This is a genomic window from Mobilicoccus pelagius NBRC 104925 (assembly GCF_000247995.1).
In the GTDB taxonomy this organism is placed as follows: Bacteria; Actinomycetota; Actinomycetes; order Actinomycetales; family Dermatophilaceae; genus Mobilicoccus; species Mobilicoccus pelagius.
Genome location: NZ_BAFE01000073.1, coordinates 11,814 through 33,678, shown reverse-complemented (window position 1 = coordinate 33,678; position 21,865 = coordinate 11,814). Strand labels below are relative to the sequence as shown.

Here is a 21,865-nt window from a genome sequence, read left to right as displayed (position 1 = left end):
CCTCACATGTCCGGAGCCGAGAAGATCGTCGTCGTCGACGGGGCACGCACCCCGATCGGGAGCTTCGGCGGCGCGTTCAAGGCGACCCCCGCCCACGTCCTCGGGGCCACCGCGGTCACCGAGGCCCTCTCCCGCGCCGGCGTGCCGGGGGAGGACGTGCAGGAGGTCGTCATGGGGTGCATCGGGCAGGTCGGCCCCGACGCCTACAACGCCCGCCGCGTCGGCATCGAGGCGGGCCTGCCGAACTCCGTCCCCGCCTTCACCGTCAACCGTCTCTGCGGCAGTGGCCTGCAGGCCATCTGGTCGGCGGCGCAGGAGATGCGCTGGAACGGCCTCGACATCACCGTCGCCGGTGGCGACGAGAACATGTCGATGATGCCGTTCTACGACTTCGGCGCCCGCAGCGGCTACAAGCTCGGCGACCGCACCCTCACCGACGGCACGATGCTCATGCTCACCGACCCGTTCCACGGCGTCGGCATGGGCGTCACGGCGGAGAACGTCGCTGCGAAGTACGGCGTCTCCCGCGAGGAGCAGGACGAGTTCGCGCTCCGCTCGCAGCAGCGGGCCGCGAGCGAGGTCGCGACGGCGGCGTTCACCGAGGAGATCGTCGCCGTGCAGACGGCCGGTCGCAGGCCCGTCACGGTCGAGGTCGACGAGCACCCCAAGCCGAACACGACCCTCGAGGCCCTCGCGGGGCTGCGTCCCGCGTTCGCCAAGGACGGCACAGTGACGGCGGGCAACGCCTCCGGCATCAACGACGGTGCCGCCGCGGTCGTCCTCGCGACGGAGACGGCGGCGAAGGAGCGTGGGCTCACGCCGATGGTCGCCCTCGAGCACGTGTCGGTCGCCGCGATGGAACCGGAGTTCATGGGTTACGCCCCGACGTACGCGCTGCACGACCTCTTCGAGAAGACGGGCCTCACGCCCGAGACCGTCGACGTCGTCGAACTCAACGAAGCGTTCGCGTCCCAGGCCGTCGCCGTCGTGCGCGACACGGGTCTCGACATCGAGAAGGTCAACCCCTACGGCGGCGCGATCGCCCTGGGCCACCCGGTGGGCGCGACGGGCGCGATCCTCACGCTGCGTCTCGCCAAGCACCTCGTCCGCGCCGACCTCGAGACGGGCATCGTCACGATGTGCATCGGCGGTGGCCAGGCGCTCGCCGCGCTGTTCCGCCGCGTCTGACAGCGAGATCGGCCCGTGGCCGCCCCCTGGGGGGGGTGACCACGGGCCGACCATGGGATGGCTCCGGGGGAGACCCCGGGACGAGGACGACGAGGCCGTCCGCACCCGACCTGGATCAGGCGGTGCGGGCGGCCTTCTTCGCGCGCATCGCGGCGATCGCACGCCAGCCGAGGAGGAAGATCGCAGTGGCGAGGAGACTCACGACGACGAAGCTCCAGTGAGTGCCCTGACCGAGGACCGCGCGGACGGCCATGCCACCCGCGATGGTCGTGAGCCACACGACGACACCGGCGGGGACCGTGAGCGGCGCGACGCGACGCAGACCCCACCAGATCGCCCAGCCGAGACCGCAGCCGAAGAGGAACGGCCACGCCGTCGAGAGCGCGCCGGTCCAGGCCTCGCCGTGGGCGGCCCGGCCGAGCGCGGCGAACACGACGACGAGGACGAGATCGAGGGCCGCAGCGACGAACGGGTTCATCGTGACGACGACGACGGGGACGTCCTCGGGATCGGTGTGCGTGGCGGGGGTGGTCATCGGAGCTCCTCAGCGGGGTCGGGGACGGCGCGGACGGTCGCGCTCACAGGGACGGCAGCTTGAGCTGGGGCGGGGCATGGCGGGGGTCGACGCCGTCGAAGAGGCTGCTCACCGACTCGCCGGCATGGATGCGGGCGATGGCCTCGGCGAAGAGGTCGGCGACGGAGACGACGGCGTGCTTCTCGAGCCCCTCGGGCGCGGGCACGGTGTCGGTGGAGACGACCTCGGTGATGAGGGAGTGCCCGTTGAGACGCTCCACGGCGGCGCCGGCGAAGAGACCGTGGGTGCAGACGACGGAGGCTCCGGGGCATCCGGCCTCGTCGAGCTTGTCGAGGAGCTCGATCATCGACCCGCCGGTGGCGATCTCGTCGTCGAGGACGATGGCGCGCTTGCCGGCGACGTCGCCGACGATGGAGTCGATGACGACGCGGTCGTCGGCGAGGCGCTGCTTGTTGCCCGCGGCGACGGGCAGCCCGAGGAGGCGCGCGAAGAGAGTGGCCGTCTTCGCGTTGCCGAGGTCGGGGGAGACGACGACGTGGTCGTCGAGCTCACGGCCGCGGAAGTGGTCGGCGAGGGCGCCGATGGCGGTGAGGTGGTCGACGGGGCACGAGAAGAAGCCGTGGACCTGGGGGGCGTGGAGGGCCATCGTGATGACCCGGTCGGCGCCCGCGGTGACGAGCATGTCGGCGACGAGACGACCGCCGAGGGAGATGCGGGAGGCGTCCTTCTTGTCGCTGCGCGCGTAGGCGTAGTGGGGGATGACCGCGGTGACGTGCGCGGCAGAGGCACCCCGGGCGGCGTCGATCATCATGAGGAGCTCCATGAGGTGCTCCTGCGTCGGCGGCACCAGCGGCTGGACGATGAACACGTCGCGCTGTCGGCAGTTGACGAGGAGCTGCGCCTGGAGGCAGTCGTTGCTGAACCGCGCCATGTCGACGCCCGAGAGGGGGACGCCGAGGTGGTCGCAGATCTGTCGGGCGAGTGGTTCGTGGGCCGAACCGGAGAAGACGATCACGTCACGCACGTCGGGTCCTCGAGGGGGCGGGTGGCAGGGGTCGTCGTCATCCTATGACCCGGGCACCGGGCCGACCGACCCGGCGAGGGGCGCGGTGAGGGGGATGCGGGCCTGCAACACCCAGCGACCGTCGTGCACACCGTGGTCGAGCGTCCCGCCGAGGAGACGGAGTCGTTCGGCGAGAGAGTCGAGTCCGACGCCGGTCGAGGGCGTCCGGGGCGAGGAGGCGCGGTCGTCGAGGCGATTCTCGACCCGGACGACGAGGTCGCCCGGACCCGGTGTCGTGCCTGCCCGACCTGCCCGACGTGTTCCACCGCGCGGAGGCGCCGTCGGGGAGCGTGCCCGCAGCGGCGGGCGGGCCGAGTGGCCCGACCACCCCGGATGCGGCGAGGGCGACGGCGGCACCGACGCGGCCGGCGAGGGTCATGGGGCTCCTGCGGACTCGGGGGAGCCGGGCCCGGCGAGTCCATCCGTCGGCGTCTCGTCGCCGAGGACGAGCAGCTCATGCGGCACGCGCTGTGGATCTTCCTCCGCGGCGCCGAGGACCTCGAGGTCGCCGGCATGGCCGAGGACGGCGCGCAGGCGGTCGAGGCGGCGGCCGAGGAGGACGTCGGTGTGGCACGGCACCGCCCGGGTGTCGGAGCCCCCGCCTACGCTGGGCCCATGACCTCACCGACGAGTTCGTCCGCCCCGTCCGACCGGACCCCCCGGGCCGGAACCGAGGCCGAGGCGCCACCGTCCTCGGCCGCGGTCGCGCCGGGCTCGGTTCGCCGCGTCATGGGCGTCGAGACGGAGTACGGCATCGCCGTGCCGGGCCGGCCGCTCGTCGACCCGGTCCTCCTGTCGGGGCGGGTCGTCCAGCGGTACGCGGCCGGAGGACACGGGCGGGTCCACCGCACTCGCTGGGACTACGCGGGGGAGTCACCTCTCGAGGACGCCCGCGGGTTCTCGGTGAGCCGCGCACTCGCCCACGAGAGCCAGCTCACCGACGAGTGGGCCGACGACCCTCGCGTCGCCAACGTCGTCCTCACCAACGGGGCCCGCCTCTACGTCGACCACGCCCACCCCGAGTACTCCGCCCCCGAGGTGACGAGCCCGCGTGAGGTCCTCGTGTGGGATCGCGCGGGTGAGGTCGTCATGGCCGAGGCGGCGCGCGTCGGGTCCTCCGACCTGCCGGACGAGCCGCCCGTCGAGATCTACAAGAACAACACCGACGGCAAGGGTGCGAGCTACGGCACCCACGAGAACTACCTCGTCGCGCGGGCCACCCCGTTCGAGCGGCTCGTCGACCAGATCACGCCGTTCTTCGTCGCCCGCCAGATCCTCTGCGGCGCGGGACGCGTCGGCCTCGGGCAGAACTCCGAGACCCCCGGCTACCAGATCTCCTCGCGCGCCGACTTCTTCGAGGCGCGTGTGGGGCTGGAGACGACGTTCCGCCGCCCGATCGTCAACACCCGCGACGAACCGCACGCGCACGCCTCCCGGTACCGGCGCCTCCACGTCATCATCGGCGACGCCAACCTGTCGGAGGTGTCCGCGCTGCTCAAGGTCGGCACGACGAGCCTCGTCCTCGCCCTGATCGAGTCGGGCCGCATGTCCGAGGACCTCTCCCTCGTCGACCCGGTCGGCGCACTCAAGGCGATCTCACACGACCCCGACCTCACGACGACGGTCGAACTCGTCGACGGCCGGCGGCTCGCCGGGCTGCAGCTCCTCCGCCGCTACGAGGAGCACGTCCACGCGCATCTGCGTGCCGAGCTCGGCGGAGACCCGCTCGCGCTCGCCGACGACGACACGCGCGAGGTCCTCACACGTTGGGACGCGGTGCTCACCGCCCTCGAGACGGGCGCGCCCGAGGCGGCCCGTTGGGTCGAGTGGGTCGCCAAGCGCCAGGTGCTGGAGGGGTTCCGGGCCCGCGACGGGCTCGGCTGGGACGACCCGCGGCTCCTCCTCGTCGACCTCCAGTGGTCGCACGGCACGCCGGGCAAGGGGCTCGCCCGTCGCCTCGAGGCGCGCGGGCGCCTCGAGCGACTCACGACCGAGGAGGAGATCGACCGCGCCGTCGACCACGCCCCACCGACGACCCGGGCGTGGTTCCGCGGGGAGTGCGTGCGACGCCACCCCGACGCCGTCGTCGCCGCGTCGTGGCAGTCGATCCTCCTCGACCGGGGTGACGGCGGCCCGCTCCAGCGCATCGCGACGCCCGAGCCGCTCAAGGGCACCCGTGCCCTCACCGAGGCCCTCCTCGACCGGCACCCCGACGTCGAGGGCCTCCTCACCGAGCTCACCGCGGGCGGAGCGGCCGGTCCCTGAGACGCGGCGCGTGCCACGGGACGCCGCGGCACGCCCTGCCACTGCGTCCTGTCCCTGCCCCGCGCTCTGCCGATCTCCACGTCCACCACGGCCCCGCTCCCACACCGATCCTCGACCGGCCCCGCCTCGCGGGTCCGCTTCGGCTCCCGTCCCCGGTGCCCCATGAACGGAAGCGCCCCTGCGCGGGACCCTCGTCCCACGTCGCGGGGGGCCGCGCCGCTCGCCGGGGCTGCCGCTATGTTGAGGACCTGACATCGCCGTCGAGCACTGAAAGGCCCCCATGGAACTCATCGACCGCCTCGTCGAGAAGGCGCTCCGGCGCGAGACCCCCACCCGCGAGGAGGCCCTCGCGGTCCTGCGCACCAGCGACGACGACGTCATGGACGTCGTCGCGGGCGCCTACCGGGTCCGCCGCGAGTTCTTCGGACGCCGCGTCAAGCTCAATTACCTCGTCAACATCAAGTCCGGCCTCTGCCCCGAGGACTGCACGTACTGCAGCCAGCGCCTGGGCAGCGAGGCCGAGATCCTCAAGTACTCGCTCGCCAAGCCCGAAGCCGTCCTCTCGATGGCGAAGGCCGGCGTCGAGGGCGGCGCCAAGCGCGTCTGCCTCGTGAGCAGCGGCCGCGGCCCGAGCGACCGTGACATCACCAAGGTCACCGACGCGATCGAGGCCCTCAAGACCGAGCACCCCGACGTCGAGGTGTGCGCGTGCCTCGGTCTCCTCAAGGAGGGCCAGGCGAAGCGTCTCGCCGAGGCCGGCGCCGACGCCTACAACCACAACCTCAACACCGCCGCCGAGCGGTACGACGACATCTGCAGCACGCACACCTTCGACGACCGCGTCGACACGGTGACGAAGACCCACGAGGCGGGCATGTCGGCCTGCTCCGGTCTCATCGCGGGCACGGGTGAGTCGCACGAGGACCTCGTTTCGGTCGTGTTCTCGCTCAAGGAGATCGGGTCGGACTCGATCCCGGTCAACTTCCTCATCCCGTTCGAGGGCACGCCCCTGTCGGAGGAGTGGAACCTCACCCCCCAGGAGTGCCTGCGCATCCTCGCGATGGTGCGGTTCGTCTGCCCCGACTCCGAAGTCCGCATCGCCGGTGGCCGCGAGATCCACCTGCGCAGCCTCCAGCCGCTCGGTCTCCACATCGCCAACTCGATCTTCCTCGGCGACTACCTCACGAGCGAGGGACAGGCCGCGACGGCGGACCTCGAGATGATCGCCGACGCCGGGTTCGTCGTCGAAGGCAAGGAGGGGCGCCCCGGCGAGATCCTCGCCCGTGGTCTCCACCGCTCCGACTTCGTCGAGGAGGCCGCGGTCGGCGGCTGCGGCGGTCACGACGCCGGTGGGTGCGGCGGCAGCCACGCCTGCGGTGGCGAGGGCGGCTGCGGCGGTCACGACGAGGCCGACGCGGCCCCCGTCGACGCCGACCGTGCGGCGGCCGACCGCGTCATGGCGACTGCGGCGGCGTTCCACGACGGGCCCCACGAGGGCGCCGAGGCCGTGCGGGTGCGCCGCCGCGGCATCGGCACGGAGCTCGCCCCCAACGCCTGAGTCCACCCGCCCGATCCTCCGTCGCGTCACCGTCGGCCCACGCCGGTGGTGACGCGGCACATCCGGGGGCCCCTCACGTCCCGGCGTGTGGCACCCTGCGAGCACCGACGTCGTCGGTGGAAGGAGCACGTCATGTCAGGTCAGGAGCAGATCCGCCCGGAGTACCGCGAGGGCGGCGACCCCGGCGACACCACCCCGCCGCCCGCGCCGCCCACGGCGGAGCGCAAGGCCGCGCTCGACGCCGACATCGACTCGGTCCTCGACGAGATCGACTCCGTCCTCGAGGTCAACGCCGAGGAGTTCGTCCGCGGGTTCGTCCAGAAGGGCGGGGAGTGACCGCGCTGCCGCCGGAGTTCCGCGCGCCGGGGTCGTCCTCGTTCACGGAGTTCCTGGGCGCGCACGCCCCGGATCTCCTCCCGGGCAACCGAGTGCTGCCCACGGCCGCGGGCGCCGAGCTCACCCCGCACGGCACGACGATCGTCGCCGTCACGTTCGGCGACCCCGCGGGTGGAGCAGGCGGCGGTCGGCACGTCTCCGAGGGGTACGCGCCGCAGGGCGTCGTCCTCGCCGGTGACCGGCGCGCGACGCTCGGCAACCTCATCGCGAGCCGGGACATCCGCAAGGTCTTCCTCACCGACGCGCACACGGCCGTCGGCATCGCCGGCACCGCGGGCATCGCGACCGAGCTCGTCCGCCTCTTCGCCGTCGAGCTCGAGCACTACGAGAAGGTCGAGGGTGCCCCGCTGTCCCTCGACGGCAAGGCGAACCGCCTCGCGACGCTCCTGCGCAGCAACCTCGGGCTCGCGCTCCAGGGCCTCGCCGTCGTGCCGCTCTTCGTCGGGTACGACACCCGGGCCCACGTCGCCCGCGTCTTCGGGTACGACGTCGCGGGCGGGTGCTACGAGGAGCACGACCACCACGGCGTCGGCTCCGGCGCGCTCTTCGCCCGCGGCGCCCTCAAGAAGCTGTGGCGTCGCGGCCTCGACGAACCGGCTGCCGTGCGGGTCGTCGTCGAGGCGCTTCACGACGCCGCCGACGACGACGCCGCCACGGGTGGGCCCGACGTCGGCCGACGCATCTGGCCGACGGTCGCGGTCGTCGACGCCGGGGGCGCCCGACTCCTGTCGGACGCGGAGGTCGGCGACGTCGTCGCCGCGCTCGTCGAGGACCGCCGCGACAACCCGGGAGGCGTCCGATGAGCACGCCGTTCTACGTCGCCCCCGAACAGTGGATGAAGGACCGGGCCGAGTTCGCCCGCGCGGGCATCGCCCGTGGACGCTCCGTCGTCGTCCTCTCGTGCGCCGACGGCATCGTCCTCGCCGCGCAGAACCCCTCACGCACCCTCCACAAGGTCGCCGAGATCCATGACCGCATCGGTTTCGCCGCCGTCGGCCGGTACACCGAGTTCGAGAACCTCCGCGTCGCCGGCATCCGTCACGCCGACCTGCGCGGTTACTCCTACGACCGGTCGGACGTCGATGCCCGCGGCCTCGCCGGGGCCTACGCGCAGACCCTCGCGACGGTCTTCACCCAGGAGGCCAAGCCGTACGAGGTCGAGATCGTCCTCGCCGAGGTCGGGCCCACGCCCGAGGACGACGAGCTCTACCGCCTCACCTACGACGGTTCGGTCACCGACGAGCGCGGGTTCGTCGCCATCGGCGGCGCGGCCGAGCCCGTCGGGGCCGTCCTGCGGGAACGGTGGTCCGCGGGTCTCACCCGCGACGAGGCCGCCCGTCTCGCCCTCGCCGCCCTCGAGGCCGCGCCTTCGAGCACCCCCGCGACCACCCCCGCGTCCGCGCGCGGCGAGACGCCGGAGGTCGAGGTCGCGCTGCTCGACCGTCGTCTCCTCGCCGACCGGACGGCGGTGCCGCCCCGCGCGCGCCGCACGTTCCGCAGGCTCACGGCCACCGACCTCGCGGCCGTGCTCGGGGTGGAAGGCCCCGGGGACCCCAGCGGGCATTGATCTCCGCGCGGGCGATCCCGCGTCCTCCCCTGGCCGGCCGCCCGGCAGCCCGCCCGGCGGGGGAGGGGAGCCGTAGAGTCGGCGCATGGACCGGCGCATCTACGGCATCGAGACCGAGTACGGCTTGACCTGCACCGTCGAGGGCAGGCGGCGTCTGTCGCCCGACGAGGTCGCGCGGTACATGTTCCGGGGGATCGTCGCGCGGGGTCGCTCCTCGAACGTCTTCCTCACCAACGGGGCGCGGCTGTACCTCGACGTCGGCAACCACCCCGAGTACGCCACGGCCGAGTGCGACACGCTCGTCGATCTCCTCGCCCAGGACCGGGCGGGGGAACGCATCGTCCAGGGGCTCGCCGACGAGGCCCACGCCCGTATGGCCGAGGACGGCATCGACGCGTCGGTGTACGTCTTCAAGAACAACCTCGACTCCGCGGGCACCTCCTACGGCTGCCACGAGAACTACCTCGTCGCCCGGTCCACCGATCTCGACGCCCTGAGCGGGACGCTCCTGCCGTTCCTCGTCACCCGCCAGCTCCTCTGCGGCGCGGGGCACGTCCTCGTCGACGCGGGCGGCGTCGGGCACTACGTCCTCTCCCAGCGTGCCGACGTCATGTGGGAGGGCGCGAGCAGCGCGACGACGCGGTCACGCCCGATGATCAACACCCGGGACGAACCGCACGCCGACGCCGACCGGTTCCGGCGCCTCCACGTCATCGTCGGGGACTCCAACCTCCTCGAGACGACGACGATGCTCAAGGTCGGGTCCACGGACCTCGTCCTGCGGGCCCTCGAGGCGGGGCGCCGTACCTCGGACCTCGCCCTCGCGAACCCGATGACGGCGATCCGCGCGGCGAGCCGCGACCTCACCGGCGTGGGCGAGGTCGTGCTCGACCGGGGCGGGCGCGTCACTGCGCGGGAGATCCAGTGGGCCTACCACGACATGGTCGCCGCCCACCTCGAGGCGGAGGGCCCTGCCCGCCCCCTCGACCTCGAGGTCCTCGACCTGTGGGGACGCACCCTCGACGGTCTCGAACGCGGCGACATGAGCGGGGTCGCCTCCGAGATCGACTGGGTCGTCAAGCACCGCCTCCTCACGCGGTTCGCCGAGCGCCACGGCCTCGAGCTCACCGATTCGCGGGTGGGGCAGCTCGAGCTCAACGTCCACGACATCGACCCGCGACGCGGGGCCGTCGCCCGGATGCGCGAGCGCGGTCTCGTCGCGTCGGTCGTGACCGACGAGCAGATCGAGCGGGCCCGCACGACGGCGCCGGCGACGACGCGCGCCCACCTGCGCGGGACGTTCGTCGAGGCGGCCCGCAGGCACGGGCGCGACCACACCGTCGACTGGAGCCACCTGCGCCTCGACGATGCGGTGGGCCGCACGGTGCTCTGCAAGGACCCGTTCGCCTCGACCGACCCGCGGGTCGACGCCCTCCTCGCCGCGATCGAGGATCCGGCCGGTTCGGGGGACGGCACGGGCGCGCCCATGACGCCACCCGTCTGAGCGATGTGTGAGCGCCGGCGTGTGAGTACCGGCGTCCCGAGGTACGGCGGCCGATGGGGTGACGCGACGATCGGCCGCACGAGGTCCGACGGCGCAGGGCCGAGGCGTGGACGTCCCGACGTGGCGGCATGTGCCGTCTCGACGCCCCGCGTCGGAGCGAGGTGGGCGGATCCCCTGTGTGAGGTCACGATCCGTCGACGATCGCGTCCCGACACGCGTCGCCGCCCCGCCCGGAACGGTCCCGCGCCTGCGCCCCTGGTTATGGTGGGGAGTCGGGTGATCCACCCGGCCGTCCCGTCCGACTCACCGAGAAGGCTCCCGCGTGTCCTCGATCCGACTGCGCCTCGCCGCCACCGTGCTCCCCGTCGCCCTCGCCCTCACCGCGTGCGGCGACAAGCCGGACGACACCTCGGCCCAGGCCCCCGCCCCCACCACCGCCTCGGCGCCGGCCCAGTCGGCCGAGCTCGCCGGCATCAAGGTCGAGGGTGCGGGCACCGAGAAGCCGCGTCTCGTCCTCCCCAGCACCCCGTTCACGACGAGCGGCCGCGGGTTCCGCGTCCTCAAGGAGGGCTCCGGCACCCAGATCGGCGGCCAGGACGACGTGAGCGCGCACTACCTCCTCGTCAACGGCAAGGACGGCAAGCAGCTCGACGCCCGCTTCGGCAAGGAGGTCGTCGGGATGTCTCTCAGCGACGAGACCCTCCAGCAGGCCATCCGCACCGCGATGGTGGGGCAGAAGGCCGGCGCGCAGATCGTCGTCGCGATCCCCGGCAAGGAGGCCGTCGGCGAGCAGGGCAACTCCCAGCTCGGTGTCGGACCCACCGACACGCTCCTCTACTACTTCGAGGTCGTCGACGCGAAGACGCCGCTGACGAAGGCGACCGGCACCCCGGTGCCCCCGAAGGCGGGTCTGCCGACCGTGACGATGGGCAAGACGGCCAAGGACCCGGCGACGTTCGCGATCCCCAAGGGCGCGACACCGCCCAAGGAGACCGTCGTCCAGCCGCTCATCGTCGGCAAGGGCCCGAAGGTCGAGCCCCGCCAGACGGTGCGCGTGACGTACACCGGCGCGACGTGGCGTGAGCCGGGCAAGCCGTTCGACCACTCGGGCCAGAGCCCGCAGGGGTTCGTCGAGTTCCCCGTCGGCGAGGGCCAGCTCATCAAGGGGTGGGACAAGGGTCTGCCCGGTCACCCGGTCGGCAGCCGCCTCCTCGTCGTCGTCCCGCCGAAGGACGGCTACGGCGCCCAGGGCAAGGGCGAGGCGATCAAGGGCACCGACACCCTCGTCTTCGTCCTCGACATCCTCGACGCCAAGTGAGCGGGGGCGACCCCGCGTCGCCCCTCCTCATCGAACGTCTGTGCGCTAGCGTGCGTTCATGAGGTCCACGCCGATGGCCGCAGCGAAGACCGAGCGGCTCCTCAACCTCGTCATCGCTCTGCTCTCGACGCGACGAGCGTTGCCCCGTGAGGAGATCCGCCGCCGGGTCGCCGCGTATCGCGACGCGGCGAGCGAGGAGGCCTTCGAGCGCATGTTCGAGCGCGACAAGGACGAGTTGCGCGAGCTCGGCATCCCGGTGCTCACCGAGGACCTCGACGTCTACTTCTCCGACGAGCCCGCCTACCGCATCGACCGCGGCGAGTACGCCCTGCCCGACCTCGAGGTGACGCCCGAGCAGATGTCGCTCCTCGCCCTCGCCGGCCGCACGTGGTCGGAGGCCTCCCTCGGGGGGTGCCGCTGCGCGGGCGCTGCGCAAGATCGAGGCCGTCGCCACCGACGACGGCGACGCGGAGGTCGCCGACGGCCTCGACCGCATCGAGGCCGGCATCCGCACGAGCGATCCCGCCTTCGAGGCCGTGCGCACGGCCGTCGTCACCGCGCGGCCCGTCCGGTTCTCCTACCGCGGTCGCCGCGGCGAGGTGACGCAGCGGCACGTGCAGCCGTGGGGGATCACGGCGTGGCACGGCCACTGGTACCTCACGGGGTTCGACGTCGACCGCGGCGAGCCGCGCGTGTTCCGCCTCGACCGCGTCACCGGCTCCGTCGCCTTCGCCGGCGCGCCTGGCTCCTACGAGATCCCCGACGACCACGACCCCCGCGCCGTCGTCGCGTCCTCCCTCGCGGGTGGCGAGCCCGTCACCGCGTGTCTGCGCCTGCGTCCCGGCCGGGGAAATGTGCTCCGACGCGGCGCACGCGTCCTCCCACCCGAGGAGACCGCCACGCTCGCCCCGTCCTGCGCGCCCGGCACCACCGACTGGGACGTCGTCGAGGTCGTCGCCGCCGACGCCTCCGCCCTCGCGGACGAGGTCCTCGGCCACGGCGCCGACGTCGCCGTCGCCGCGCCCGACTCGTTGCGCGATCTCGTGCGGCGTCGCCTGCAGGCCGTCGTCACCGCCCACGAGGCCCCCGAGGTCCCCGAGACGCACGACGCCGGGGGAACGGCATGAGCCCCGCGCGACGTGGCGCGGGCGGCGCCGGACAGGAATCGGCGACGGCGCGGCTCCGGCGCCTCCTTACGATGGTGCCGTGGCTGCTGCGCCGTCAAGGCGTCGACATCGACGACGCCGCGCGGCGCTTCGGCGTGAGCCGCGAGCAGATCGAGTCCGACCTCGGGCTGCTCTTCGTCTGCGGCCTGCCCGGGGGCATGCCCGACGACCTCATCGAGGCCGAGTGGGAGTCGGGCCGGGTGTACCTCGGCAACGCCGACACGATCGCCCGCCCCCTGCGGCTCGGCGCCGACGAGGCCCTCACCCTCCTCGTCGGGCTCCGCAGCCTCGCTGAGGTTCCCGGGCTCGCCGATCCCGACCTCGTCGCCGAGACGATCGAACTCCTCGAGTCCGCCGTCGACCCGTCGTCGGCGGCGCTCGCCCGTGCCGCCGGCCGACGGATCCACGTCGACGCCGGCGCCGAGACCGAGACGCGCCACGTGCCTGCCCTGCGCGAGGCGCTCCGTTGCCGCCGACGCGTCCACCTGCGCTACGTCGTCCCCACCCGCGACGAGGCGACCGAGCGGGACGTCGACCCCATGCGTCTCGCCCGCGCCGACGGCGGGCACTGGTACCTCGAGGGATGGTGCCACCTCGCCCGCGACACCCGCCTGTTCCGCCTCGACCGCATCGAGGGCCTCGAGGTCCTCGACGTCGACGGCACCCCACCGCCGGAGGCACGGCCCCGCGATCTCGCGCGCGGCCCCTACCACCCCAAGGAGGCCGAGCTCAGCGTCACCGTCGTCCTCGAACCCGCGGCGCGGTGGATGCTCGACTACTACCCGCACGAGGTCGTCGGGTCGGCCGACGGGGAGCGGGTGACGATCACGATGCCCGCGTCCGACCCCGCGTGGATCACGCGACTCATGCGTCGCCTCGGCGGACGGGCCCGCGTCGTCGCCCCGCCGGAGATGGTCGAGCGCATCCACGACGAGGCCCTCGCCGCCCTCGCGCTCTACCCCGGCGACCACGACGACGACGACCACGACGAGGCCACCGCCTCCGGCACGGACCCGCGCCACGGCGCCGACGTGGACGGCCCTCCCGGGTCCGACGACGGTCCTCCTCCCGGAACGACGTCCTCCTGACCACGGCCCCCGGCGTGGGCGACCCGCCCCACCCACCGGGTGGTCGGGGCACCCGAGCACCGGTCGTAGACTGACCGACGCCGGCCCGTTACGGCGCTCGCGCACCACCTCTCCGTGACTCGAAAGGCTCAGCCCATGCCCAATCTCGGCCCCACGGAATTCCTCGTCATCGTCCTCATCCTCGTCGTGCTCTTCGGCGCCAAGAAGCTGCCCGACGCGGCCCGTAGCCTGGGGCGCTCGATGCGCATCTTCAAGGCCGAGGTCGAGGAGATGAAGGACAAGCCCAGCGCGGCGAGCCGCGAGACCGTCCAGGGTGAGGCGCGCCGCGAGACCCGCACGGAGACGCACGCCGAGACCCTCGCCCCCGAGGACCACCGTGCCGCGCCGACCGAGACGCGCACGACGATCCACGAGGAGCGTGTCGTCGACGGTGCCGCGGGCGACGCGGACCCCCAGTACCGCCCGCCGATGGCCTGAGCGCCGACCGTGGCGCTCCGTCGTGCGAAGCGCGACCCCGAGGGGAGGATGACACTCGGGGCGCACCTTCGTGAACTCCGCAACCGCATCCTCGTCGCCGCCGTCGCGCTCGTCGTCGCGGCGATCCCGGGATGGGTGCTCTACGACTCGCTCATCGCCGCCCTCGCGGCGCCGATGAAGCGGCGCGGGGCCGAACTCAACTTCGCCAACCTCACCGACCCGTTCGTCGTCCACCTCCAGGTGGCGCTCTTCGTCGCGGTGATCCTCTCCAGCCCGGTGTGGTTGTGGGAGATCTGGGCGTTCGTCGTGCCCGGCCTGCGCAAGAACGAGAAGCGCATCGCGATGCTGTTCATCACGTGCTCGGTGCCGCTGTTCCTCGCGGGGTGCTGGTTCGCCTACCGCACCCTCGACGCCGCGGTCAACGTCCTCCTCGGGTTCACCCCGACGGTGGGCGACAACATCATCGACGCGTCGTTCTACCTCACGTTCGTCACACGGTTCATCCTCGCGTTCGGGTTCTCGTTCCTTCTGCCGATCCTCCTCGTCGCCCTCAACATGGTCGGGGTGCTCCCCGCGAGGACGATGCTCAAGGCGTGGCGGTGGGCCGTGCTGCTCATCTTCGTCTTCGCCGCGGTCATCACCCCGACGCCGGACCCGTGGACGATGTCGGGCATGGCACTGCCGATGGTCGGCCTGTACTTCGGGGCCTGCGGCGTCGCCGCGATCCTCGACCGCATCCGCGCCAAGCGTCGCCCCGACTGGATCGAGACACCCGACGACGAGGCCAGCCCGCTCTGACGGGTCGTCGGTCGCGTGCCCTAGCCTTGCGGCCATGTCCTCCCCTGCGGAACGGTATGCCGCCTCCCGACGCCGGCGCGAGCACGCGGTCTCCCAGCTCGCACTGTTCGAACGCCGTCTCGACTTCGACCTCGACGACTTCCAGGTGCGCGCCTGCCGCGCCCTCGAGGACGGCAAGGGCGTCCTCGTCGCCGCCCCCACGGGTGCGGGCAAGACGGTCGTCGGGGAGTTCGCCGTCCACCTCGGCCTCGCGCGCGGCCAGAAGGCGTTCTACACGACGCCGATCAAGGCCCTCTCCAACCAGAAGTACGCCGACCTCGCCAAGCGTCACGGCGCCGAGAACGTCGGCCTCCTCACGGGTGACTCCTCGATCAACGGCGAGGCGCCGATCGTCGTCATGACGACCGAGGTGCTCCGCAACATGATGTACACCGACTCCACGACGCTGCGGGGGCTCGGGTTCGTCGTCATGGACGAGGTCCACTACCTCGCCGACCGGCTCCGCGGAGCCGTGTGGGAGGAGGTCATCATCCACCTGCCGCGCCACGTGCAGGTCGTGTCCCTCTCGGCGACGGTGAGCAACGCCGAGGAGTTCGGCGCCTGGCTGGGGGAGGTGCGGGGCGAGACGGAGGTCGTCGTCTCCGAGCACCGGCCCGTGCCGCTGTGGCAGCACATGATGGTCGGCCGCGACCTCTTCGACCTCTTCGTCGAGCAGACCGACACCGGGGAGCCCGACCCGGGCGGCATCGACGGCGGGGAGAGCCGTTCCGGCGGGGCCGGGCGCGCGTCCCGTCACCGGCGCCGCGCCGAGCGGCGGTCCGACCGCGAACGCGAGATCCGCGCGACGCTCGACCCGGATCTCCTCGAGGCGATCGAGGCGATGAAGCGGTCCTCGCAGCGACGTCGTGGCCGGCTCGAGGACGCGGGCGCGCCCCGCGGTCGACGCGGCCGTCCCCGCGGCGGGGAGTCCCGTGGTGGCCACGGACGCGACCGCCGCAGTCACGGCGCGCGCCGAGGCGAGGCCGACACGTGGTCGCCGGTCGACCCGCAGACTGCCGGACCCCGCCGGGGCGGGCGTCCTGGCGGTCTGCCGACGCGTCCTCAGGTCGTCGCCGCGCTCGACCGGGCAGCTCTGCTGCCCGCGATCACGTTCATCTTCAGTCGTGCCGGGTGCGACGCGGCCGTCGAGCAGATGATCGTCGCCGACATGCGTCTCATCCCGCACGAGGAGGGGGAACGCATCCACGACCTCGTCGAGGACGCGGTGCGGGGCATCGCGCCGGGCGATCTCGTCGTCCTCGGGTACGCCACCTTCGTCGAGGGGCTCTCGCGCGGGTTCGCCGCCCACCACGCGGGGATGCTGCCGGCGTTCCGGGAGATCGTCGAGCTCCTCTTCACCCAGGGCCGCATCAAGGCCGTGTTCGCCACGGAGACGCTCGCGCTCGGCATCAACATGCCGGCGCGCAGCGTCGTCCTCGAGAAGCTCGTCAAGTTCAACGGGCAGACCCACGCCGACATCACGCCGGCGGAGTACACGCAGCTCACGGGCCGCGCGGGGCGGCGCGGGATCGACGTCGAGGGGCACGCCGTCGTCGTGTGGAACCCGCACATGGATCCGCTCGCGGTCGGCGGCCTCGCCTCGACGCGCACGTATCCGCTGCGGAGCAGCTTCCGGCCGACGTACAACATGGCCGTCAACCTCGTCGCGCGGTTCGGGCGGGAGCGCACCCGTGAGGTCCTCGAGACGTCGTTCGCGCAGTTCCAGGCCGACCGGTCCGTCGTCGGGCTCAACCGCACGATCCGGGAGCTCACCGAGGCGATGGCCGGCTACGAGGAGGCGATGACGTGCCACCTCGGCGACTTCACCGAGTACGCGGCGCTGCGTCGTCGACTCGCGGACGTCGAGAAGGACGCGGGCCGGGCGCGGGCCGCGTCGGCGCGTCTCGCCGTCGACGCCTCCCTCGCCGAGCTCGCCCCCGGCGACGTCGTGTGGCTGCCGGGGCGGCACGGCGGGCGTGCCGTCGTCGTCACGGCCTCGCGCGGGCACAAGGGGCAGGGGGCGGCGCCGCAGGTCGTCACGGAGGAGGCCCGGTTGCGGCGCCTCACCACCGACGACGTGCAGGGTCCGCTCGAGCCGTACGCGCATCTCACCGTCGACAAGGGTCTCAACCCCCGCAACGCGAAAGAGCGACGCGACCTCGCCGCGACGATGCGGGTCAAGATCCCCGACGAGCCGCGCGACGACGCCGCCCGCTCCGATGGGGGAGTCGACGACGCGCCCCTCTCACCCCAGGAGCGGGAGATCACCGAGCTGCGGCGGCAGCTCCGCGCCCACCCGTGCCACGGCTGCTCGGATCGGGAGGCCCACGCCCGCTGGGCGGAACGCTGGTGGCGGGCACAGCGGGAGCGTGCCGACCTCGAACGTCGCGTCGGCGGCCGCACGGGATCCGTCGCCCGCACGTTCGACCGGGTGTGCGACCTGCTCTCGGCGCGGGGGTACCTCGACGAGGCGGGGCAGGAGGTCACCGAGCTCGGCGGCCGGCTGCGGCACGTCTACACCGAGCGGGACCTCCTCACGGCCGAGTGTCTGCGGGACGGGCTGTTCTCTGGGCTCACCCCGGCGGAGCTCGCCGCGGCGGTCACGTGCCTCATCCACGAGCCGAGGCGCGACGAGGGTGATCTCCTCCCGCAGATGCCGACGCACACCCTCGACGAGGTCCACACGAAGATGGTGCGGCTCTGGAGCGGCATCGAGGATGCCGAGAACGACCACGGGTTGCCGACGACCGCCTACCCCGATCCGGGCCTCGCACCGCTCGTGTACCGATGGGCCAGCGGCCGCAGCCTCGGGGTCGTGCTCCGCGACTCCGATCTCGCCGCAGGCGATTTCGTGCGCCGGTGCAAGCAGACGGTCGACCTCCTCGACCAGATCGCCGACGTCGCCCCCGACGCCAAGGTGTCGCTCGCGGCGCGCAAGGCCGTCGACGCCGTCATGCGTGGCGTCATCGCGGCCGACCGGCTCGACTGAACCGTCGCTCCCCTTCGGTCGGGCCACGAACGGCCCGGCCGGAGTCGCGGGCGGGGCTCAGAGACGGATCCCAAGGGCGTCGAGGAGGCGGGGGACGCCGGTGAGTCGGTGGGTCTCGACGAGGTGGGCGAGGGCGGCCGGGTCGGCGACGCGTTCGGGCACGCCGCCGTCGATCGAGCCTTCCACGGGGATGTCGCGGGCGACGAGGACGACGGGTCGGGCCCGGTCGAGGTAGTCGCCCGAGTCGACGAGGCGACGCCCGACGGCTCCCTTCGGCGGGTCGCCGGCGGCGACGGCCTCCTGCAGCGCGGCGACGCTGCCGTACTCGGCGAGCAGCCGCACCGCGGTCTTCTCGCCGATGCCCTTGACGCCGGGAAGGCCGTCGCTCGGATCCCCACGCAGGAGCGCGAGATCGGCGTACGCCGCTCCGTGCGGCACCCCGTAGTGCTCCTGGAGGAACGCCTCGTCGACGACGTCCCCACCGCGGATCCCGCCACGCGCCGTGTAGAGCACCCGCACTCCCGCGTCGTCGTCGACGAGCTGGAAGAGGTCACGGTCGCCGGTGACGACGAGAACGGGACGCCCCGCCTCGCTCGCCCGGGTCGTGAGGGTGCCGATGACGTCGTCGGCCTCGTATCCGGGGTACCCGATGCGGGGGATGCCGATGGCCGCGAGGAGGTCGACGATCACCGGCACCTGTACGGCGAGCGTCTCGGGCACCTCCTCGGCGACGCCGGTGGGGACGCCCTCGTGGACGGAGCCCTCGTCGACGCGGTGCGCCTTGTAGGAGGGGATCGCCTCGACGCGGAACGCCGGACGCCAGTCGTCGTCCCAGCACGCGACGAGGCCCGACGGGCGGTGTGTCCGGACGAGGGTCGTCATCATGTCGACGAGGCCCGTCACCGCGTTGCGCGGCGTCTCCCCGGGTCCCGACCTGTCGGGCACGCCGTAGAACGCGCGGAAGTACAGCGAGGCCGTGTCGAGCAGCATGAGAGGACTCACGGGGCGTCTCCGGTCGGTGAGGGGGGACGGGCGGGCGGGTTCGGTCGGCCTCAACGCGTGATCGGGGCGGTGCGGGCCGAGAGGATCGAGACCAGGTCGGCCGGGGCGATTGCGACGTCGAAACCGCGGCGTCCGCCCGAGACGTAGACCGTCTCGTGGGCGAGGGTCGACTCGTCGAGGACGGTGGGCAGCACCGTCCGCTGGCCGAGGGGGCTGATGCCCCCGGCGACGTACCCGCTCGAGCGCTCCGCGGCGGCGTGGTCGGCGAGCGCGACCTTCTTCACGCCGAGTCCGGCGCCGGCGGCCTTGAGGTCGAGCCGGTGGTCGACGGGGAGGATGGCGACGCCGAGGCCGCGTCCACCGCCGGGGGAGAGGTCGACGACGAGGGTCTTGAGGACGACTGCCGGGTCGACGCCGAGCTTCTCGGCCGCCTCCCGACCGAAGGACTCGGCGTCGGGATCGTGGTCGTAGTGGTGCTCGGTGAACGGCACGCCGAGTCGAGTGAGAAGCGTCACGGCCGGGGTCGCCCCGCCGTGTGCGGGCTTCGTGGTGGTGCGTCGCGCCATGGGCGCAGTCTCCCACGGTGGGGGAGAGCCACTCGCGGTGGAGAGGCCCCTCTCGACGGCTCTCCTGTGCGACACGGCGATCGCTCCGCGCGCCTCACGCAGCAGGGGGCACGTCGGCGCCTGAGACCTCCGGTCATCCGTGCAGGTGCCCGCCAACTTCTTGAACGAATGCTGACGTTTCGTGCCGTCCAGGTCCCATCTGCGAATTTGTCAAATCGATGCAGGTGGGGGCCGTGTTGACTGAGATCGAGGGACCGGTAGCGTGGACGTGTTGTCACCGCCGGACCCCTGCCAGGGCCCACGGTGGTCCCCTCCGCACTGCCCGGCGCGGCGACGTGCGCGCGCGGTCGTCGATTCCGGCGGGGGAGACCTCCACGGCTCCCCGGACCAACGCGGTGGCTGCGAGGCCTGCACACCCAGTAGACAACAGGCTCTCCGCCTCCTGGCGGCGGGAGTCTGGCCCCACCGGTGTGCAGGCCTCGCCCCCTCGCGGGCGCCCGCGAGGACGACGCGCCCGCGGGCCCTCCCGCGAGGAGGCGCACGATCCGCTGGCGGTCCTCGTTTCCGGCCGTTCGCTGCCGATGGGCACGGTGACACCCCCCTCCCCACCCCGCGGTGCACTGCGCCGCCATGCCACGCCGGGACGTGATCAACCACGTCCGGCCAAGGATCACGATGAGCATCTCGGAGCACGACGTCCCCGACACCACCCCCACCCGACGCCGGGTGGGGATCCGGGCGAAGCTCACCGCACTCGGAGGTTCCGGCCTCCTCGTCGCGGTTCTGCTGACCCTTCTCAACCTCTCCTCCCTCGCACGGCTCGACGCCGCAGCGGAGTCGCAGGCGGGGGCCCTCACGGCCGGTCGCCTCGTCGAGGCAGTGAACGGTGAGATCAGCGAACTCGACGGGCAGCAGAACGGGTACCTCCTCGAGGCCGACGAGATCGGCGCGAAGGCCGTGGATCCGTCGTCACCGAGCCGGGCCGCGTACCTCGAGGCCTCGAAGGAGCTCGACACCCACCTGAAGGAGCTCGGCGCCGGCGCCGACTCCGCCGAGGGCAAGCAGGCCTTCGCGACGATGGCGAAGGCCGTCGACGGATGGAAGGCCAACGACGACCGCATCGCGGGCCTCGTGAAGACGGGCAAGCCGGCCGATCTCGCCGAGGCGAAGCGTCTCGGCGCGACGGAGTCCGCCGCGTCCGTCAACGAGATCCGATCCGCGTACGGCGAGATCGACTCGGCGATCACGACGGCGGTCGCCCAGTCGAAGGCCGCGGCCGCCTCCGCGGAGAACCGCGCGATGTGGATCTCCCTCGCCGGTCTCCTCCTCGCGGCGCTCGCGCTCACCGTGCTCACGGGGCGCATCTCCGGGAACATCCTCCGCGGTGTCCGCAGCGTCCTCACGAGTGTGCGGGCGATGGGTGAGGGCGACCTGCGCGTCGGTGCCGAGGTGTCGACGAACGACGAGATCGGCGACATGGCGCGGGCCCTCGAGGAGAGCCGCGAGTCGCTGCGGGGGGTGCTCCGCGACGTCGGCCAGGCGTCCGGCACCGTCGCGGCCGCCTCGGAGGAGCTCACCGCGACGGCCGCCCAGATGAACTCCTCGGCGACCCTCAGCGCCCAGCGCGCCGACGCCGCCGCGGGCTCGGCGGGCGAGGTCTCTCAGAACGTCTCGACGGTGGCCGCGGGCACCGAGGAGATGACCGCGAGCATCCGGGAGATCGCGAAGAACGCGAACGACGCCGCCGGTGTGGCCGCCAGTGCCGTGCAGGTCGCAGACCGGACGAACGGGACCGTCGCGAAGCTCGGTGAGAGCTCGGTCGAGATCGGCAACGTCATCAAGACGATCACGAGCATCGCGGAGCAGACGAATCTCCTCGCGTTGAACGCGACGATCGAGGCGGCGCGTGCCGGGGAGGCGGGCAAGGGCTTCGCCGTCGTCGCCAACGAGGTCAAGGACCTCGCCCAGGAGACGAGCAAGGCGACCGAGGACATCGGCCGCCGGGTCGAGGCGATCCAGGTCGACACCGAGGCCGCCGTCGCCGCGATCTCCCAGATCGGCTCGATCATCGCGCAGATCAACGACACCCAGGCCACCATCGCCAGCGCGGTCGAGGAGCAGACCGCGACGACGAACGAGATGGGCCGCAACGTCTCCGACGCCTCGACCGGCGCCACGCAGATCGCCGCATACGTCGGCGAGGTCTCCCAGGCCTCCGCCGAGACGACACAGGCCGCCGGGGACACCGCCCACGCGGCGCAGGAGCTCGCGGGCCGGGCCCAGGAGCTCCAGTCGCTCGTCGGCCGGTTCCGGTACTGACGACCGCCGTCGCCACCCGCCCGACGG

The 21,865-nt window shown here is 72.8% G+C and carries 19 protein-coding genes; 14 read left to right on the top strand and 5 right to left on the bottom strand.

The window, feature by feature from the left end; all coding sequences use genetic code 11:
* Positions 1 to 6: 6 nt before the first annotated feature.
* Positions 7 to 1,188, top strand: coding sequence for a thiolase family protein (locus MOPEL_RS10700; RefSeq protein ID WP_009482922.1), 1,182 nt, complete (start codon positions 7 to 9; stop codon positions 1,186 to 1,188).
* 115 nt (positions 1,189 to 1,303) lie between these two features.
* Here MOPEL_RS10700 and MOPEL_RS10695 read toward each other — a convergent pair whose 3' ends face one another.
* From MOPEL_RS10695 to MOPEL_RS17770, 3 genes are all read right to left on the bottom strand, one after another.
* A complete protein-coding gene (locus MOPEL_RS10695; protein ID WP_009482921.1) occupies positions 1,304 to 1,723 on the bottom strand; it encodes a DUF3054 domain-containing protein in 420 nt (139 codons plus the stop codon).
* A gap of 43 nt (positions 1,724 to 1,766) precedes the next feature.
* Positions 1,767 to 2,747, bottom strand: coding sequence for a ribose-phosphate diphosphokinase (locus MOPEL_RS10690; protein WP_009482920.1), 981 nt, complete (start codon positions 2,745 to 2,747; stop codon positions 1,767 to 1,769).
* Positions 2,748 to 3,161: 414 nt separating this feature from the next.
* Positions 3,162 to 3,365 (bottom strand): hypothetical protein, encoded by a 204-nt coding sequence (locus MOPEL_RS17770; protein ID WP_169316308.1) that lies wholly within the window; start codon positions 3,363 to 3,365, stop codon positions 3,162 to 3,164.
* A 150-nt stretch (positions 3,366 to 3,515) separates the two neighbouring features.
* On the opposite strand from MOPEL_RS17770, the gene dop reads away from it, so the two are divergent.
* The 12 genes from dop to MOPEL_RS10625 all read left to right on the top strand — a co-directional run bounded on the left by dop (position 3,516) and on the right by MOPEL_RS10625 (position 17,951).
* Positions 3,516 to 5,051, top strand: a complete 1,536-nt coding sequence (gene dop, locus MOPEL_RS10680) for a depupylase/deamidase Dop (protein ID WP_009482919.1) — start codon at positions 3,516 to 3,518, stop codon at positions 5,049 to 5,051.
* Positions 5,052 to 5,331: 280 nt separating this feature from the next.
* Complete coding sequence (bioB, locus tag MOPEL_RS10675) at positions 5,332 to 6,609, top strand: biotin synthase BioB (RefSeq protein ID WP_009482918.1); 1,278 nt, start codon at positions 5,332 to 5,334, stop codon at positions 6,607 to 6,609.
* A 132-nt stretch (positions 6,610 to 6,741) separates the two neighbouring features.
* A complete protein-coding gene (locus tag MOPEL_RS10670) occupies positions 6,742 to 6,945 on the top strand; it encodes a ubiquitin-like protein Pup (protein ID WP_009482917.1) in 204 nt (67 codons plus the stop codon).
* Positions 6,942 to 7,808 carry a proteasome subunit beta gene (prcB, locus tag MOPEL_RS10665; protein WP_009482916.1) on the top strand — a complete coding sequence of 289 codons (867 nt, stop codon included), beginning with the start codon at positions 6,942 to 6,944 and terminating at the stop codon, positions 7,806 to 7,808. The genes MOPEL_RS10670 and prcB overlap by 4 nt, the downstream gene beginning before the upstream one ends.
* Positions 7,805 to 8,572 (top strand): proteasome subunit alpha, encoded by a 768-nt coding sequence (gene prcA / locus MOPEL_RS10660; protein ID WP_009482915.1) that lies wholly within the window; start codon positions 7,805 to 7,807, stop codon positions 8,570 to 8,572. The genes prcB and prcA overlap by 4 nt, the downstream gene beginning before the upstream one ends.
* Positions 8,573 to 8,657: 85 nt before the next feature.
* A complete protein-coding gene (gene pafA, locus MOPEL_RS10655) occupies positions 8,658 to 10,076 on the top strand; it encodes a Pup--protein ligase (protein ID WP_009482914.1) in 1,419 nt (472 codons plus the stop codon).
* Between the two features lie 322 nt (positions 10,077 to 10,398).
* Complete coding sequence (locus tag MOPEL_RS10650) at positions 10,399 to 11,394, top strand: FKBP-type peptidyl-prolyl cis-trans isomerase (RefSeq protein WP_009482913.1); 996 nt, start codon at positions 10,399 to 10,401, stop codon at positions 11,392 to 11,394.
* Between the two features lie 536 nt (positions 11,395 to 11,930).
* Entirely contained in the window at positions 11,931 to 12,521 is a 591-nt protein-coding gene (locus MOPEL_RS18535) for a helix-turn-helix transcriptional regulator (RefSeq protein WP_009482912.1), read from the top strand.
* Positions 12,518 to 13,648 carry a helix-turn-helix transcriptional regulator gene (locus MOPEL_RS10640; RefSeq protein WP_009482911.1) on the top strand — a complete coding sequence of 377 codons (1,131 nt, stop codon included), beginning with the start codon at positions 12,518 to 12,520 and terminating at the stop codon, positions 13,646 to 13,648. The genes MOPEL_RS18535 and MOPEL_RS10640 overlap by 4 nt, the downstream gene beginning before the upstream one ends.
* Before the next feature lie 135 nt (positions 13,649 to 13,783).
* Entirely contained in the window at positions 13,784 to 14,125 is a 342-nt protein-coding gene (tatA, locus tag MOPEL_RS10635) for a Sec-independent protein translocase subunit TatA (RefSeq protein ID WP_009482910.1), read from the top strand.
* A 48-nt stretch (positions 14,126 to 14,173) separates the two neighbouring features.
* Complete coding sequence (tatC, locus tag MOPEL_RS10630; protein WP_051992289.1) at positions 14,174 to 14,923, top strand: twin-arginine translocase subunit TatC; 750 nt, start codon at positions 14,174 to 14,176, stop codon at positions 14,921 to 14,923.
* A gap of 34 nt (positions 14,924 to 14,957) precedes the next feature.
* Positions 14,958 to 17,951 carry a DEAD/DEAH box helicase gene (locus tag MOPEL_RS10625; RefSeq protein WP_009482908.1) on the top strand — a complete coding sequence of 998 codons (2,994 nt, stop codon included), beginning with the start codon at positions 14,958 to 14,960 and terminating at the stop codon, positions 17,949 to 17,951.
* Positions 17,952 to 18,008: 57 nt separating this feature from the next.
* Here MOPEL_RS10625 and MOPEL_RS10620 read toward each other — a convergent pair whose 3' ends face one another.
* Both MOPEL_RS10620 and ybaK read right to left on the bottom strand, forming a co-directional pair.
* Positions 18,009 to 18,941, bottom strand: coding sequence for a 5'-3' exonuclease (locus MOPEL_RS10620; RefSeq protein ID WP_009482907.1), 933 nt, complete (start codon positions 18,939 to 18,941; stop codon positions 18,009 to 18,011).
* Positions 18,942 to 19,003: 62 nt separating this feature from the next.
* On the bottom strand, positions 19,004 to 19,519 hold the full coding sequence (gene ybaK / locus MOPEL_RS10615) for a Cys-tRNA(Pro) deacylase (protein ID WP_009482906.1): 516 nt from the start codon (positions 19,517 to 19,519) through the stop codon (positions 19,004 to 19,006).
* Positions 19,520 to 20,194: 675 nt separating this feature from the next.
* Between ybaK and MOPEL_RS10610 the strand changes: the two genes are divergently transcribed.
* A complete protein-coding gene (locus tag MOPEL_RS10610) occupies positions 20,195 to 21,838 on the top strand; it encodes a methyl-accepting chemotaxis protein (RefSeq protein WP_009482905.1) in 1,644 nt (547 codons plus the stop codon).
* Positions 21,839 to 21,865 lie beyond the last annotated feature (27 nt).